The sequence below is a fragment of the Streptomyces violaceorubidus genome (assembly GCF_000717995.1).
Classification (GTDB): domain Bacteria; phylum Actinomycetota; class Actinomycetes; order Streptomycetales; family Streptomycetaceae; genus Streptomyces; species Streptomyces violaceorubidus.
Map to the genome: position 1 here is coordinate 207,036 of NZ_JODM01000010.1, position 15,189 is coordinate 222,224.

Consider the following 15,189-nt stretch of genomic DNA (forward strand, 5'->3'; position numbering starts at 1 on the left):
CGGGCCGAGGGCAGCGGGGCCTGGCCTCAGCGAGCCGGATCCGCCGGATGCGGTGCCAGCAACGGCAGCTGCGAGGCCAGCCGCTCCTCGCACAGCTCGACCAGCCGGTCGTACCCCGCCTTGCCCATCAGCTCGATCAGCTCCGGCCGGTAGGACACGTACACCGGGTCCCCAGCGCCGTGCGCCGACGTGGCCGAGGTGCACCACCAGTGCAGGTCGTGCCCGCCCGGACCCCACCCGCGCCGGTCGTACTCACCGATCGACACCTGCAGCACGCGCGTGTCGTCGGGCCGGTCGATCCACTCGTAGGTCCGCCGGACCGGCAGCTGCCAGCACACGTCCGGCTTCGTCTCCAGCGGCTCCCGACCCTCTTTCAGCGCCAGGATGTGCAGCGAGCAGCCCGCGCCGCCGGAGAAGCCCGGCCGGTTCTGGAAGATGCACGAGCCCTGGAAGGGCCGGGTCTGCCGCGACCCCTCGTCGTCCTCGGAGGTCCAGCCGTTCCGCGTGCCCTCGGCGTGGTGCTGCCAGATGTCCGGCGTGAGCCTCGCCACGTGCCCGGCGACCCGCTTCTCGTCGTCCTCGTCGGAGAAGTGCGCGCCCAGGGTGCAGCACCCGTCGTCCGCGCGGCCCGCCTCGATGCCCTGGCAGCCGCTGCCGAAGATGCAGTTCCAGCGGGAGGTCAGCCAGGTCAGATCGCAGCGGAAGACCTGCTCGTCGTCCGCCGGGTCCGGAAACTCCACCCACGCGCGCGCGAAGTCGAGCCCCTTCTCGTCGCCGCCCGCCCCTGCGCCCAGTGCGCGCTTTTTGTCCTTCTTGGCCGACTTTTCGTCCTTCGCCTTTTTCGTCTTTGGCACGGCTCCAGGGTAAGTCGCCCGAGCGCGGGGAGGGGACCACCGCGAGCGCCGCCGGCAGTAGCGTTCCGTACATGAGACTCGGTGTCCTCGACGTGGGTTCGAACACGGTGCATCTGCTGGTGGTGGACGCGCACCCCGGCGCCCGCCCGCTGCCCGCCCACTCGCACAAGGTGGAACTGCGCCTCGCCCAGCTCCTCGACGAGGACGGGGCGATCGGCCCCGAGGGCGTCGACCGGCTGGCCGCGGTGGTCCGGGAGGCGCTCCAGGCCGCCGAGGACAAGGGCGTCGAGGAGATCCTGCCGTTCGCCACCTCGGCCGTGCGCGAGGCGAGCAACGCCGACGACGTCCTCGCGCGCGTACGCACCGAGACCGGCGTCGAGCTGACGGTCCTCACCGGCGCCGAGGAGGCCCGGCTCACCTTCCTCGCCGCCCGTCGCTGGTTCGGCTGGTCCGCGGGCAGGCTGCTGGTCCTGGACATCGGCGGCGGCTCCCTGGAGATCGCCTACGGCATCGACGAGGAGCCGGACGCCGCCGTGTCGCTGCCGCTCGGCGCGGGCCGGCTCACCGCGGCCCGACTGCCCGACGATCCGCCCCACCCGGACGACGTCAGGGCGCTGCGCCGCCACGTGCGTACGGAGATCGCCCGCACCGTCGGCGAGTTCAGCCGCCTGGGCGCTCCCGACCACGTGGTCGCCACCTCGAAGACCTTCCGGCAGCTGGCCCGCATCGCCGGCGCCGCCCGCTCCGCCGAGGGCCTCTACGTCCAGTGCGAGCTGAAGCGCGCCTCGCTGGAGGCCTGGGTGTCCCGCCTGGCCGCCATGACCAGCACCGAGCGCGCCGAACTCCCCGGCGTCTCCGAGGGCAGGGCGCACCAGCTCCTGGCCGGTGCCCTGGTGGCCGAGGCCGCGATGGACCTCTTCCGCGTGGAGAACCTGGAGATCTGCCCCTGGGCCCTCAGGGAGGGCGTGATCCTGCGGCGCCTGGATCACATGGGCCAGGGATGACGCGCCCCAAGGGGACGCGGGGCCGTATCGACGTGCGGCCCGCCGCGTGGGAGGGGTGTGCGCCCCCGCGGCGTGCGATGGATGTGCGCCCCCGCCGCGTGGCCCCGAGCCATCACCAACCGCCCCGCCCGTCCCGCAGCCGCCCTATGGCGATGACCACAACGGCGATCGGGCACCCCGCGGCTCCCGGCGGGCACCCCGTACCCTGACCCCCGTGGCAAAACCAAGGGACGACGTCCGCTTCCCGGACACGAAGGTCGCCCTGTCGACGGCTTCCGTCTACCCGGAGTCGACGGCGACGGCCTTCGAGATCGCCGCACGCCTCGGCTACGACGGCGTGGAGGTGATGGTCTGGACGGACCCGGTCAGCCAGGACATCGACGCGCTGCGCAGACTCAGCGACTACCACCGCGTGCCGATACTCGCCGTGCACGCGCCCTGCCTGCTCATCACCCAGCGCGTCTGGTCCACCGACCCCTGGGTCAAGCTCCAGCGCGCCCGCGCCGCCGCCGAGAAGCTCGGCGCGTCCACCGTGGTGGTCCACCCCCCGTTCCGCTGGCAGCGCCAGTACGCGCGGGACTTCGTCGACGGCATCTGGCGGATGGCCGACGAGACGGACGTCCGCTTCGCCGTGGAGAACATGTACCCCTGGCGCTACCGCGACCGCGAGATGCAGGCGTACGCCCCCGACTGGGACGTGACGAAGGACGACTACCGGCACTTCACGATCGACCTCAGCCACGCCGCCACCTCCCGCACCGACGCCCTCGGCATGATTGACCGCATGAGCGACCGCCTCGGCCACGTCCACCTGGCCGACGGCAGGGGCTCCGCCAAGGACGAGCACCTCGTCCCGGGCCGCGGCAACCAGCCCTGCGCCGAAGTGCTGGAGCGCCTCGCGCACACCGGCTTCGACGGCCACGTCGTCATCGAGGTCAACACCAGGCGCGCGATGTCCAGCGCCGAACGTGAGGCCGATCTCGCCGAGGCGCTGGCCTTCACCCGCACGCACCTGGCGCCATCGGCGTCCCCCGTGCCCGGGGGCCCGTCGGCGAGGACGGACCGCCGGTGAGCGGCGAGGCCGGCGGCACCACCCGGCGCCGCGGCCGCCCGCCCCGCACGGAGTCCGGGGACACCCGCGACCGCATCCTCGTCACCGCCCGCGAGGAGTTCTCCGAGCGCGGCTACGAGAAGACCTCCGTGCGGGGCATCGCCAAGGCCGCGGGCGTGGACCCCGCGCTGGTCCACCACTACTTCGGCACCAAGGAGCAGGTCTTCGAGGCGGCCATCGAGGTCGCCTTCGCACCGGCCCTGCGGGCACCCGACGCGATCGGCGACGGTCCCCTCGACGAGGTCGGCGAGCGCCTCACCCGCTTCATCCTGGGCCTCTGGGAGAACCCGGCCAGCCGGACGCCCCTGCTGGCCATCGTCCGCTCCGCCGTGAACAACGAGACCGCCGCCGCCGTCTTCCGCAGGCTCATCGCCGCCCAGGTGCTGAGCCGGGTCGCCGCCCAGGTGGGTCTGCCGGACGCGGAGCTGCGCGTCGACCTGGCCGCGGCACAGCTGGTGGGCTGTGCGATGCTCCGCTACGTGATCAAGGTGGAGCCGCTGGCCTCCGCGGACCCGGAGCAGATCGTCGCCCGTCTGGCACCGGTCGTCCAGGGCCACCTCACCGGCCCCTGACGGCACCCGCCCACCCCGTGCGGCGAGACGGGCGTCCCGCATTCCGGACACCCCGTCCCGCCCCCTGGATGACCGGCGTACGCTCGACGGCAGTCATACCCCTCCGAAGGAGCGAGCGACGATGCCCGAACTGAGGTCCCGCACAGTCACCCACGGCCGCAACATGGCGGGCGCCCGCGCCCTTATGCGTGCCTCCGGTGTACCCGGCGCGGACATCGGGCGGAAGCCGATCATCGCCGTCGCCAACAGCTTCACGGAGTTCGTGCCGGGCCACACGCACCTGGCGCCGGTCGGCCGGATCGTCAGCGAGGCGGTCGTCGCGGCCGGCGGCATCCCGCGCGAGTTCAACACCATCGCCGTGGACGACGGCATCGCCATGGGCCACGGCGGCATGCTCTACAGCCTCCCCTCCCGCGACCTGATCGCGGACAGCGTGGAGTACATGGTCGAGGCCCACTGCGCCGACGCCCTGATCTGCATCTCCAACTGCGACAAGATCACCCCGGGCATGCTCAACGCGGCGCTGCGCCTGAACATCCCGACCGTCTTCGTCTCCGGCGGCCCGATGGAGTCCGGCCGCGCCACCCTGGTCGACGGCACGGTGCGCACCCTCGACCTCGTCGACGCGATGTCGGAGGCGGTCAACGAGAAGATCTCCGACGCGGACATCCTCCGCATCGAGGAGAACGCCTGCCCCACCTGCGGCTCCTGTTCCGGCATGTTCACCGCCAACTCGATGAACTGCCTCACCGAGGCCATCGGCCTCTCCCTGCCCGGCAACGGCTCGGTCCTGGCCACCCACACCGCCCGCAAGGCGCTCTACGAGGACGCCGCGCGCACGGTCCTGGACCTGACCCGCCGCTACTACGAGCAGGACGACGACTCGGTCTTGCCGCGCAACATCGCCACCCCGGCGGCCTTCGAGAACGCCATGGCGCTCGACATCGCGATGGGCGGCTCCACCAACACGATCCTGCACCTGCTGGCCGCCGCCCAGGAGGCCGAGGTCCCCTACGGCCTGGCCGAGATGGACGCCCTCTCGCGCCGCGTCCCGTGCCTCGCCAAGGTCGCGCCGAACGTCGCCAAGGACCGCACGTACTACATGGAGGACGTGCACCGCGCGGGCGGCATCCCGGCCCTCCTCGGCGAACTGCACCGCGGCGGCCTGCTCAACGAGGACGTGCACTCCGTCCACAGCCCGTCCCTGGCCGACTGGCTGAAGACCTGGGACGTGCGCGGCGGCTCCCCCTCGAAGGAGGCCGTCGAGCTGTGGCACGCGGCCCCCGGCTGCGTCCGCTCCGCCGAGGCCTTCTCCCAGTCCGAGCGCTGGGACACCCTGGACGAGGACGCCGAGGGCGGCTGCATCCGCTCCGTCGAGCACGCCTACTCCAAGGACGGCGGCCTCGCGGTCCTGCGCGGCAACCTCGCCGTGGACGGCTGCGTCGTCAAGACGGCCGGCGTCGACGAGTCCATCTGGACCTTCGAGGGCCCGGCGGTCGTCTGCGAGTCGCAGGAGGAGGCCGTCCAGAAGATCCTCACCCAGCAGGTCAAGGAGGGCGACGTCGTCGTCATCCGCTACGAGGGCCCCAAGGGCGGCCCGGGCATGCAGGAGATGCTCTACCCGACCTCGTACCTGAAGGGCCGCGGCCTCGGCAAGGCGTGCGCCCTGGTCACCGACGGCCGCTTCTCCGGCGGCACCTCGGGCCTGTCCATCGGCCACGCCTCCCCGGAGGCGGCGGCGGGCGGCACCATCGCCCTGGTCGAGGACGGCGACCGCATCCGCATCGACATCCCGAACCGCTCCATCGAGCTGCTCGTGGACGACGCCGAGCTGACCCGCCGCGAGCAGGCCCTGGACGGCGTGTACGCCCCGAAGAACCGCGACCGCAAGGTCTCCGCGGCCCTGAAGGCGTACGCCGCGATGGCCACCAGCGCGGACAAGGGCGCGGTCCGCGACGTCAGCAAGCTGGGCTGAGGCCCACCGGGGGGACCCGGGACGGCGGCCTACCAGGCCCCCGGGTCCCGCCCCGATACGCCGAACACCGTCCCGTCCGGCGCCCCGGCGTACACGTACCCGCCCGCGAGCAGCGGCGCCGGCAGCGACGCGGGCACCTTGTCGGAGTCGGCGCCGAGCCGCGGCCGGGTCTGCCCGAGGAGCCTGCCCCGGCGCGCGTCGACGCCGAGGAGCCGCCCGTCGGGCGCGGTGACGTACACGTGCCGCCCGTCGGAGACCGGCGCCGAGCCCCGGCTCACGCCCGTCTCCAGCCGCCACGCCTGCTTCCCCGCCGCCATGTCGGCGGCGACCAGCGAGCCGCCCGCGCCCATGAGGTACACGGTGTCCCCGCGCACGCCCGCCGACGCCGACGCCTGCTCGACCGGGATCGGCAGCGTCACCCGGCGGGTCGCCCCGGTGGCGGGCGTGTAGCGGACCACGGCCTTGACGTCGCCGTACGTCGCCCCCTCGGCGACGAGGTACACCGAGCCGTCCGCCGCCCCCACCGGCGTCAGTGCCCCGGCCAGGTCGGCGTCCCAGCGCACCTCGCCGCTCGCCGGGTCCACCGCGGTGACCCGGGTCCGCCTCCCGTCCGCGCTCGGACTCGTCGCGAACGCCGCCGGCTGCCGCTCCCCGGCGAACGACACGAAGTACGGCACCGACTGCCCGGGGATCCGGTGCGCCCACTTCGCCCGCCCCGAGGCGCTGTCCACGCCGGTGACCATCCCGTCGGCGCGGGTCAGCAGCAGCATGTCGCCGACGGTGCGCAGTCCGTCGTACGCGGGCATCTCCTCCTGCCACTCCGGCTCACCCGTGGCGGGGTCCAGTGCCTCCAGCGGGCCCAGCAGGCCGACCTCGGGCTGTACGAGCCCGCCCGACACGACCGGCGGTTCGCTGCGCACGGTCTCCTCGACGGGGTGCCGCCACAGCGTGCTCCCGTCGGCCGGATCGATCGCGAAGACCATCCCGGGCCGCGCGCACAGCAGCCGCCGGGCCGCGTAGGAGCACTGCGGCATCCCGCCGCCGTTCGCCGCGGGCACCGCCTCCCACGCCCCGAACGCGCCCGGCGCACTCTGCGCCGCGGGCGTGCGCGCGGGCTCGGCACCGCCGAACGACCGCACCGCCACGAGGGTCCCGGTCACGGCGAGCGCCAACGCCCCCGCGACGAGCGCCGACCGCTTCCCCAGCCGCCGTACGACCCGCCCGGACCCTTGGGACCGCACGGACGACTCGGCGGCGGCCGACGGGATCGCGACCTGCGGGGCGGGTGCCTGCGGGACGGCGGCCTGCGGGGCGGGTTCCGCCCCGGCCCGCGCCGGGGGCCCGGTCCGTTCCGCCCGCGGTGCCGGTATGAACACCTGGGTGTCGTAGGCCGCCGCGACCGACCGCAGTTCCCGCATCAACTCGTCCGGCGTCGGCCGGTCCTCGGGCTCCTTGGCCAGACACCGCAGCACCAGCGGCGCGAGCGAGTCCGGCACGTCCGTCAGGTCGGGCTCGTCGTGCACGACCTGGTAGGCGACGACGTAAGGGCTGTCGGAGTCGAACGGCCCCCGCCCGGTGGCCGCGTGCACCATCAGCGAGCCGAGGGTGAAGACGTCGGCCGCGGGCCCCACCTCCCGGGGCCGCCGGAACTGCTCGGGCGCCATGTACGGCGGCGTACCGATCAGCTTCCCGGTCTCGGTGCGCAGTTCGCTGTCCTTCGGCCGGGAGATGCCGAAGTCGATGACCTTCGGCCCGTCCTCGGCGAGCAGGACGTTGCTCGGTTTCAGGTCCCGGTGCACGACGCCGACCCGGTGGATGTCGCGCAGCGCCTCGGCGAGTCCGGCCATCAGCCGGCGCAGTTGGGGCTCGTCCATCGGCCCGTTCCGCTTCACCTGCTCCGAGAGGGTCGGACCGGGGATGAACAGCGTGGCCATCCAGGGCCGCCCGGCCTCCGGGTCGGCGTCCACGACCGGCGCCGTGAAGGCCCCGCTCACCCGCCGGGCCGCGGCCACCTCCTGCCGGAAACGCCCCCTGAACTCGGGGTCCCTGGCATAGGTCGCGTGTACGACCTTGACCGCTACGCGCATCCCGGAGGTACTGCGGGCCAGGTGCACCACGCCCATGCCGCCCGAGCCGAGACGGGACTCCAGCCGGTAGTGGCCGGCGTACTCCGGAAGTTCCGCTTCCGCGTCCGCTCCGGCATCCCGCTGCGGCGCCATGGAACCACCCCCGTGCTGTTCGTTCGCGCGCGCGATGCTCGGAGCCTAGTCGATGGGGCGCACGGGGCAGAGGCGGCCTGCCGACCTCCGTGTGCGAGAGGCGAACTGGTGTTTCATGGCTTGTTGCCGGGGTATCAACGGTGCCCCGCGAAAGTCGCGGGGTCCAACGGGGGGAGTTCGTCCATGTCTGTCGACCAGGTCCAGAACATCGGCGGCGAAGAGGGAGAAGCGGTCCGGTCCGAGGGAGTCGTCGCGACGGCGGCCCTGCGCTCCTTCCCGGTCGCGCCGGGCTACCGCCTGAACGTCCGCAGCGGCCCGGGCACCGACTACCCGGTGGTGCGGGTCCTGGCCGAGGGCGCCAGGGTCACGATCAACTGCCAGCGCGCGGGGGAGCGGGTCTCCGGCCCCTACGGCACCTCGAACATCTGGGACAACATCGGCAGCGGCCAGTACGTCTCCGACACGTACGTCCGTACCGGCAGCGACGGCTACGTGGCCCCTCGCTGCTGAGCGGCCGCCGCTGATGACTGTGTAACAGCGCTGTCCCAGCGATGTACTGGGAAGTCGCCGAGGGGAACGGGGTGCCGGGCCGAGCGGCTCTTGGTGGTCGCAAGCGCCGCTCGCACCGATGGGTACGGGCGGCCCGGCACGCCAACCGACTCTGAGGTAGACAACGATGCGCGTTCGCAAGCTGACCCTCGCCGCCATGGCCCTGGCCGCCGGTCTCTCGCTCACGGCCTGCCAGAACGACGACGGCACCGACCAGAGCGCCGCCCCGCCCGCCGCTTCCACCGCGTCCTCCTCGAACGGAGGCTCCGCATCGGCCGGCTCGGACCAGGAGGGCGGGACGGACTCCGCGGACAAGACCCCCGACGGAGCCGGGGGTTCGGGTGGCACCGGCGGGACCGGTGGGGCGGGCGGCACCGAGAAGGACGGCAAGGCCGCCAAGTGCCGCACCGACGAGCTGGAGTTCACGGCGATGGACGCCACCATCGACGGCGACACCGAGGGCACCGTCGCGGTCGACCTGAAGAACGGCGGCGGCCGGGAGTGCACGCTCACGGGCTACGCGGGCGTCGACCTGAAGACCAACGCGGGCACCCTGTCCGCGCGGCGCACGGGCGAGCAGGCCACGCCGGTGGTCCTCAAGGACGGCGAGAACGTGACCTTCGGCATCACCTACCCGATCAACGACACGGGCGGCTCCGGCGTCCGCGTCACGGGGCTGGTGGTGACCCCGCCGAACGAGACCAAGTCGGTCACCCTCGACTGGCCCGGCGGTGCCTCGCTGCCCGTCTCCGACAGCGCGGGCTCCCCGGTGAAGGTCGGCCCGATGGGCAGCGCCGGCCAGGGCGGCTGACCGCACCGCGCGCCCCGCCCCCGCGTCCGGTGTGCCGGGCCCGCCCGGGGCCCGCGCCGCCCCGGCGCCATAATCGACCCGTGAGCAGCGCAGAGAACGGCAAGAACGGCATCCCGGACACCCCGGCGGGCCCCCGCCCGGAACCCCTCCGGTTCTACGGCACGACCTGGGTGGACCACGACCACGGCTACGCCGCCCGCCGGGTGGGCCTCGCCGTGGGTTCGCTCGCCGTGGCCGCCGCCGCCTGCTTCGTGCTCCGGGTCGCCTACGAGGGCCTCCAGATCGCCGACATCGGCAGCTTCGTCTCGCTGCTGGTGATCGTGATGTTCGCGATCTGCAGCGCCCTGGCCTTCCGCCACACCTGGTCCGGCTTCATCAGCCGCCCCGAGCCCGACCGCCAGGCCTCGATGCGCGGCCTGCTCGCCATCGGCTTCGTCGGCTCCCTCCTCGCCTACTTCTTCCGCACCTTCACCGAGGCGCCGGGCGAGAAGCTGCACCGCGAGGAGTACGACAAGGCCCGCGAGGAGTACGAGAAGCGCACCACCCGCCGCTCGGGCAACCCGTCGAGAAAGCGCCGCCGGAAGTAACCCGGCGGCGATGCCGACCGGCTGCCGTTGCCGGAGCGGGGCCTGTCGGGGGAGGCGGTCGCGATCACCGCGTTCGGGCATCCCGTCGAGGAAGCGCCGCCGGAAGCAACCCGGCGGAGGAGACCGACCGGTCGCCCGCGCCGAAGCAGAGCCTGCCCGCGCAGGCGGTCGCGACCACTCCGCGTCACGAGCAGCCGGCGGGCCGCACCGCGCAGGCGGTCGCGACCACCTCCGCGTCACGAGCAGCCGGCGGGCCGCACCGCCGGTGAACCCGCCCCGCGGCCGCCCAGAGATCGGCAGAGGCAGGGCGCGAGCCGCACCGCCGGTGAACCCACCCCGCGGCCGCCCGGAGATCAGCAGCGGCAGGGCGCCCTCCCGCCCACGGCGCTCCCCAGAACTCCCCTCCCCGTCCGAGCCCGCGCGGCCACCATGGCCGTATGACGACACCGCTGACCCCGGACGAACCGACCCCTGCGACCGCCCCCGCGCAGGCCGACCACAGCGCCCGCGCCCGTTCCTTCAACGCCGCCGCCGCCCAGTACGCCGCCCACCGCCCCTCCTACCCGCCCGCGCTCTTCGACGCGCTGGAGGAACTGACCGGCCGCCCCCTCAAGGGCGCCCGCGTCGTGGACGTCGGCGCCGGTACCGGCCTCGCCACCGCCCGCCTGCACGAACGCGGCGCCGAGGTCGTCGCCGTGGAACCCGGCGCCGGCATGGCCGCCCAGTTCCGCCGCGCCCTCCCCGGCGTGCCCGTGGTCCGCGGCAGCGGCAACGCCCTGCCCCTCGCCGACCACAGCGCCGACCTCCTCACCTACGCCCAGGCCTGGCACTGGACCGACCCCGCCCTCGCGGTCCCGGAGGCGCTGCGCGTACTGCGTCCGGGCGGCGCGCTGGCGCTGTGGTGGAACACCGACGCCCACGACGTGCCGTGGATCGCGGAGTCGGCGCGGCGCGTCGACCGGCACTTCGCGGGCCTGAACCTCTCCGCCGAGAAACGCCACCTTGACGCCCGCTTCGCCGACCCCACCGGCCACTTCGACTTCGCCCACCGCGAGATCCGCTGGAGCCGTCGCGTCCCCCTCGACACCCATCTGGCCAACCTCGGCAGCCACTCGGTCTTCCTGACCGACACCGAGGAACGCGCCGCGGCCTTCTTCGCCGAGGAACGCCGCCACCTGCTGGCCGCCTTCCCGGCCGGACTCGTCGAGGAGACCTACGACGTCCACCTCCTCCTCGGGGCGACCCCTACGGCTTGAGACCCGTGAGGCCTCTGAGGCGTCTGAGGCTGCTGATGAGGCCTCTGACAACCCTGACGGCGTTCCACGGCGCGCCGCAGGACGCTTGACGCCGCGGCTGCCCGGGAGGACTATTCAGCACACGATGAATTACATGCCGGAACACTCCTCCCGATCACCCGAAGGCCACGGCCACGACCCCGCCCGACCCGCCGTGCGGGCCGAAGACCTCACCGTCGTCCGGGGTACCCGCACCGTCCTGCGGGGCCTCGGCTTCACCGTCCCGCGCGGCCGCATCACCGGCCTCCTCGGCCCCTCCGGCTGCGGCAAGTCGACCCTGATGCGGTCGATCGTCGGCACCCAGTCCAAGGTGACCGGCACCCTGGACGTGCTCGGCCGCCCGGCCGGCCACCCGGCCCTGCGCACCCGCGTCGGCTACGTCACCCAGGCCCCGTCCGTCTACGACGACCTGACCGTCCGCCAGAACCTGGACTACTTCGCCGGGATCCTCGACCCCGGACGCGCGGCCGCCGACCGACGCCGGGCGGACGTCACCCGGGTCGTCGCCGACGTCGACCTCACCACCCACGCCGACGCCCTGGCCGGCAACCTCTCCGGCGGCCAGCGCAGCCGCGTCTCCCTCGCCGTGGCCCTCCTGGGCGCCCCCGAGCTCCTGGTCCTCGACGAACCCACGGTCGGCCTCGACCCCGTACTCCGCCGGGACCTGTGGGCCCTCTTCCACTCCATCGCCGCCGACCGCGGTGCCACGATCCTCGTCTCCTCCCACGTCATGGACGAGGCCGAGCGCTGCCACCGGCTGCTCCTGATGCGCGAGGGCGAGGTCCTCGCCGACGACACCCCCGACGCCCTGCGCACCCGTACCGGCTCCGAGACGGTCGAGGAGGCCTTCCTCCACCTGGTCGACGAGGCGAAGACGGATGCGGCCGCCCGCACGAAGGAGACGACCCGATGACCACGCCCCCGTCACCACCGACCACCGCCCCCGCCCTCCCCCCGACCCCCACCCGCCCCCTGAGCCTCTCCCGCACCACAGCCACCGCCACCCGGGTCCTGCGCCAGCTGAGCCACGACCCCCGCACCATCGCGCTCCTGATGCTGATCCCCTGCGTGATGCTCTTCCTGCTGCGCTACGTCTTCGACGGCAGCCCGCGCACCTTCGACAACATCGGCGCCTCGCTCCTCGGCGTCTTCCCGCTGATCACGATGTTCCTGGTCACGTCCATCGCGACCCTGCGCGAGCGCACCTCCGGCACCCTCGAACGCCTCCTCGCCATGCCGCTCGGCAAGGGCGACCTCATCGCCGGCTACGCCCTGGCCTTCGGTGCCCTGGCCATCGTCCAGTCGGCCCTGGCCACCGCTCTGGCGGTCTGGTTCCTGGGCCTGGACGTGACGGGCAGCCCCTGGCTCCTCCTCCTGGTCGCCCTGCTCGACGCCCTCCTGGGCACCGCGCTCGGCCTCTTCGTCTCGGCCTTCGCGGCCTCGGAGTTCCAGGCGGTCCAGTTCATGCCGGCGGTGATCTTCCCCCAGCTCCTCCTCTGCGGCCTCTTCACCCCGCGCGACAACATGCACCCGGCCCTGGAGGCCGTCTCCGACGTCCTGCCCATGTCCTACGCCGTCGACGGCATGAACGAGGTCCTGCGCCACACCGACATGACCGCCACCTTCGTGCGCGACGCCCTGATCGTCGCCGGATGCGCCCTCCTGGTCCTGGCCCTGGGAGCGGCGACCCTGAAACGCCGAACGGCATGAACAGCCGGCCCGTCCCGCGGAGTGGACGCGCCACCCCCGCCCGCACCCTCGGTGCGAGGATGACCCCGGACGACGCGCACACCCCGGAGGGCACCGAACCCATGACCCAGAAAGTCGCAGTCCTCGGCACCGGCAAGATCGGCGAAGCCCTGCTCAGTGGAATGATCGGCGCCGGCTGGGCACCCGCCGACCTCCTGGTCACCGCCCGCCGCCGCGAGCGGGCCGACGAACTCCGCGCCCGGCACGGAGTCACCCCGGTCACCAACGCCGAGGCGGCCAAGAACGCCGACACCCTCATCCTCACGGTCAAGCCGCAGGACATGGGCACCCTCCTCGACGAACTCGCCCCGCACGTCCCGGCCGACCGCCTGGTCATCAGCGGCGCGGCGGGCATCCCGACCTCGTTCTTCGAGGAGCGCCTCGCCCCCGGCACCCCGGTCGTCCGCGTCATGACGAACACCCCGGCCCTCGTCGACGAGGCCATGTCCGTGATCTCGGCCGGCACCCACGCGACCGCCGCCCACCTCACCCACACCGAGGAGATCTTCGGCGCCGTCGGCAAGTCCCTCCGCGTCCCCGAGTCCCAGCAGGACGCCTGCACCGCCCTCTCCGGCTCCGGCCCGGCGTACTTCTTCTACCTGGTCGAGGCCATGACCGACGCCGGCATCCTGCTCGGCCTGCCCCGCGACAAGGCCCACGACCTGATCGTCCAGTCCGCGATCGGCGCCGCGAAGATGCTCCGCGACAGCGGCGAACACCCGGTCAGGCTCCGCGAGAACGTCACGTCCCCCGCCGGCACCACCATCAACGCCATCCGCGAACTGGAGAACCACGGCGTCCGCGCCGCCCTCATCGCCGCCCTGGAGGCCGCCCGCGACCGCAGCCGCGAACTGGCCTCCGGCACCAAGGACTGAGCACCTCCCCGACGGGCCCCGGGCCTACCGGACCGCGTTCACCGGGGGCAGCAGCCCGATCGCCCGGTAGGCGGCGTCCACCGTCGGCCGTGCCACCGCCCGGGCCTTCTCGGCGCCCTTCCGGAGCACTCCCTCGACGTACCCGGGATCGGCGCACAGCTCCTTGTGCCGCTCCTGCACCGGCCGCAGCACCTCGACGACCGCCTCCGCGGTGTCCTTCTTCAGCGCGCCGTACGAGTCGTACCCGGCCGCCAGCTCCGCGGGATCCCCGCCCGTACAGGCGGCGAGGATCTCCAGCAGGTTCGCGAGCCCCGGCCGCTCCTCCCGGTCGTGGACGACGTCACGCCCGCTGTCGGTCACGGTCCGCATGACCTTCTTCCGCACCACGTCCGGCTCGTCCAGCAGATAGACGACCCCCGGCCCCACGTCGTCGCTCTTGCCCATCTTCGACGCGGGATCCTGCAGATTCATGACCCGGGCCGCCACCCCCGGACTGGTCGCCCGCGGCACCACGAACGTGTGCCCGTACCGCTGGTTGAACCGCACCGCGACATCCCGCGCCAGCTCCACATGCTGGGTCTGGTCGTCCCCGACCGGCACCTCGTCCGTCCCGTACGCCAGGATGTCGGCCGCCATCAGCACGGGGTACGTCAGCAGCGACAGCCGCACACTCCCACCCCGCTCCCTCTCCCGCGAGGCCTTCTCCTTGTACTGGATCATCCGCCGCATCTCCCCGTCGGTCGCCACGCACTCCAGTACGTACGACAGCCGGGTGTGCTCGTCCACGTGGCTCTGCACGAACACGGTGCACAGCTCCGGATCGAGCCCCGCCGCCAGCAACAGCGACGCCACCTGCCGGCTGAGTCTGCGCACCCGCGCCGGATCGTGGTCCACGGTCAGCGCGTGCAGGTCGACGACGCAGAACAGCGCGTCCGACCGATGCTGGTCCACCGCGACCCACCGCCGCATGGCGCCCAGATAGTTCCCCAGCGTCAGGTGCCCGGTCGGCTTGACCCCACTGAAGACCCTCGTCATCTCTCCACCTCCTGGTCAGGGCCGCCGCCACCCGCGGGCCGCCCCTCCTGGAGGAGATACGAGAACGGCCGCCGAAGCGGCGGCCGTCGATTCCGTACGTGTATGCGGCCGCCGTCAGGCGGCCCACCAGAGCTGGGTACACGTACGCGTCATCACGAGCCCACCGTACGCCTGCCCGGCCCGCCCCGCCCGGGATTTGACACGACCGTCCCGCACTCCTAGTGTTCTCCGAGTTGTCCGACGTGAGCGCCGACTCCGGTCGGTCCCCGGACAGCGATTCCGCAAGTAACCACCACTTTTCGACGAACAGTCGCGTTGTCGGCGTCGTCGTCCTGTCGGTGCGCGTATTAACGGAATGAGGAATCCACGTTCGAAAGAACGCGGCCCCCGATTAGCTCGGGAGCCGGGAATCCGCTAGAGTCTCACCTCGTTGAAACGGCTCAAGGGCTGCGGAGACAACCCCTTCTGACGGGGAATCAGGGCCGAAAGGATCTGATAGAGTCGGAACCGCCGGAAAGGGAAACGCGGAAGCGGGAACCTGGAAAGCACCGAG

14 protein-coding genes are annotated in these 15,189 nt (G+C 72.9%); 11 read left to right on the plus strand and 3 right to left on the minus strand.

All coding sequences use genetic code 11. The annotated features are described in order from the left end of the window. Window positions 1–26: 26 nt before the first annotated feature. Window positions 27–854 (minus strand): DUF3109 family protein, encoded by an 828-nt coding sequence (locus tag IE94_RS0115920; RefSeq protein ID WP_030184219.1) that lies wholly within the window; start codon window positions 852–854, stop codon window positions 27–29. A gap of 71 nt (window positions 855–925) precedes the next feature. Here IE94_RS0115920 and IE94_RS0115925 point away from each other — a divergent pair, with 71 nt between their 5' ends. From IE94_RS0115925 to ilvD, 4 genes are all read left to right on the plus strand, one after another. Then, window positions 926–1,858 carry a Ppx/GppA family phosphatase gene (locus tag IE94_RS0115925; protein WP_030184221.1) on the plus strand — a complete coding sequence of 311 codons (933 nt, stop codon included), beginning with the start codon at window positions 926–928 and terminating at the stop codon, window positions 1,856–1,858. A gap of 214 nt (window positions 1,859–2,072) precedes the next feature. Then, on the plus strand, window positions 2,073–2,930 hold the full coding sequence (locus IE94_RS0115930) for a sugar phosphate isomerase/epimerase family protein (protein WP_030184223.1): 858 nt from the start codon (window positions 2,073–2,075) through the stop codon (window positions 2,928–2,930). After that, window positions 2,927–3,541 carry a TetR/AcrR family transcriptional regulator gene (locus IE94_RS0115935; protein ID WP_030184225.1) on the plus strand — a complete coding sequence of 205 codons (615 nt, stop codon included), beginning with the start codon at window positions 2,927–2,929 and terminating at the stop codon, window positions 3,539–3,541. The genes IE94_RS0115930 and IE94_RS0115935 overlap by 4 nt, the downstream gene beginning before the upstream one ends. Before the next feature lie 121 nt (window positions 3,542–3,662). Beyond that, window positions 3,663–5,516: a dihydroxy-acid dehydratase gene (gene ilvD / locus IE94_RS0115940; protein WP_030184228.1), complete on the plus strand. Its 1,854-nt coding sequence runs from the start codon at window positions 3,663–3,665 to the stop codon at window positions 5,514–5,516. Window positions 5,517–5,545: 29 nt separating this feature from the next. Here the strand turns inward: ilvD and IE94_RS0115945 are convergent, their stop codons facing one another. After that, window positions 5,546–7,735, minus strand: coding sequence for an outer membrane protein assembly factor BamB family protein (locus tag IE94_RS0115945; RefSeq protein ID WP_030184229.1), 2,190 nt, complete (start codon window positions 7,733–7,735; stop codon window positions 5,546–5,548). A gap of 183 nt (window positions 7,736–7,918) precedes the next feature. Between IE94_RS0115945 and IE94_RS0115950 the strand changes: the two genes are divergently transcribed. The 7 genes from IE94_RS0115950 to proC all read left to right on the plus strand — a co-directional run bounded on the left by IE94_RS0115950 (window position 7,919) and on the right by proC (window position 13,601). After that, a complete protein-coding gene (locus tag IE94_RS0115950; RefSeq protein WP_030184232.1) occupies window positions 7,919–8,245 on the plus strand; it encodes an SH3 domain-containing protein in 327 nt (108 codons plus the stop codon). Window positions 8,246–8,411: 166 nt separating this feature from the next. Beyond that, on the plus strand, window positions 8,412–9,095 hold the full coding sequence (locus IE94_RS0115955; RefSeq protein ID WP_030184235.1) for a DUF4232 domain-containing protein: 684 nt from the start codon (window positions 8,412–8,414) through the stop codon (window positions 9,093–9,095). Between the two features lie 80 nt (window positions 9,096–9,175). Beyond that, window positions 9,176–9,682, plus strand: coding sequence for a hypothetical protein (locus IE94_RS0115960; RefSeq protein ID WP_051777519.1), 507 nt, complete (start codon window positions 9,176–9,178; stop codon window positions 9,680–9,682). A gap of 437 nt (window positions 9,683–10,119) precedes the next feature. Next, entirely contained in the window at window positions 10,120–10,938 is an 819-nt protein-coding gene (locus IE94_RS0115965; RefSeq protein ID WP_078606504.1) for a class I SAM-dependent methyltransferase, read from the plus strand. Window positions 10,939–11,071: 133 nt separating this feature from the next. Then, window positions 11,072–11,890 (plus strand): ABC transporter ATP-binding protein, encoded by an 819-nt coding sequence (locus IE94_RS0115970; RefSeq protein ID WP_030184244.1) that lies wholly within the window; start codon window positions 11,072–11,074, stop codon window positions 11,888–11,890. Beyond that, window positions 11,887–12,687 carry an ABC transporter permease gene (locus IE94_RS0115975; protein ID WP_030184246.1) on the plus strand — a complete coding sequence of 267 codons (801 nt, stop codon included), beginning with the start codon at window positions 11,887–11,889 and terminating at the stop codon, window positions 12,685–12,687. Before IE94_RS0115970 ends, IE94_RS0115975 begins: the two co-directional genes overlap by 4 nt. 101 nt (window positions 12,688–12,788) lie before the next feature. Beyond that, complete coding sequence (gene proC, locus IE94_RS0115980) at window positions 12,789–13,601, plus strand: pyrroline-5-carboxylate reductase (protein WP_030184248.1); 813 nt, start codon at window positions 12,789–12,791, stop codon at window positions 13,599–13,601. A 24-nt stretch (window positions 13,602–13,625) separates the two neighbouring features. Here the strand turns inward: proC and trpS are convergent, their stop codons facing one another. Further along, on the minus strand, window positions 13,626–14,636 hold the full coding sequence (gene trpS, locus IE94_RS0115985; protein WP_030184251.1) for a tryptophan--tRNA ligase: 1,011 nt from the start codon (window positions 14,634–14,636) through the stop codon (window positions 13,626–13,628). Window positions 14,637–15,189: the final 553 nt, after the last annotated feature.

Bases quoted from the DNA above. Each gene is read 5' to 3' on its own strand.
- proC (WP_030184248.1), top strand. From the start codon at position 12,789: ATGACCCAGAAAGTCGCAGTCCTCGGCACCGGCAAGATCGGCGAAGCC.
- IE94_RS0115950 (WP_030184232.1), top strand. From the start codon at position 7,919: ATGTCTGTCGACCAGGTCCAGAACATCGGCGGCGAAGAGGGAGAAGCG.
- IE94_RS0115970 (WP_030184244.1), top strand. From the start codon at position 11,072: ATGCCGGAACACTCCTCCCGATCACCCGAAGGCCACGGCCACGACCCC.
- ilvD (WP_030184228.1), top strand. From the start codon at position 3,663: ATGCCCGAACTGAGGTCCCGCACAGTCACCCACGGCCGCAACATGGCG.
- IE94_RS0115925 (WP_030184221.1), top strand. From the start codon at position 926: ATGAGACTCGGTGTCCTCGACGTGGGTTCGAACACGGTGCATCTGCTG.
- IE94_RS0115945 (WP_030184229.1), bottom strand. From the start codon at position 7,735: ATGGCGCCGCAGCGGGATGCCGGAGCGGACGCGGAAGCGGAACTTCCG.
- trpS (WP_030184251.1), bottom strand. From the start codon at position 14,636: ATGACGAGGGTCTTCAGTGGGGTCAAGCCGACCGGGCACCTGACGCTG.
- IE94_RS0115965 (WP_078606504.1), top strand. From the start codon at position 10,120: ATGACGACACCGCTGACCCCGGACGAACCGACCCCTGCGACCGCCCCC.
- IE94_RS0115975 (WP_030184246.1), top strand. From the start codon at position 11,887: ATGACCACGCCCCCGTCACCACCGACCACCGCCCCCGCCCTCCCCCCG.
- IE94_RS0115955 (WP_030184235.1), top strand. From the start codon at position 8,412: ATGCGCGTTCGCAAGCTGACCCTCGCCGCCATGGCCCTGGCCGCCGGT.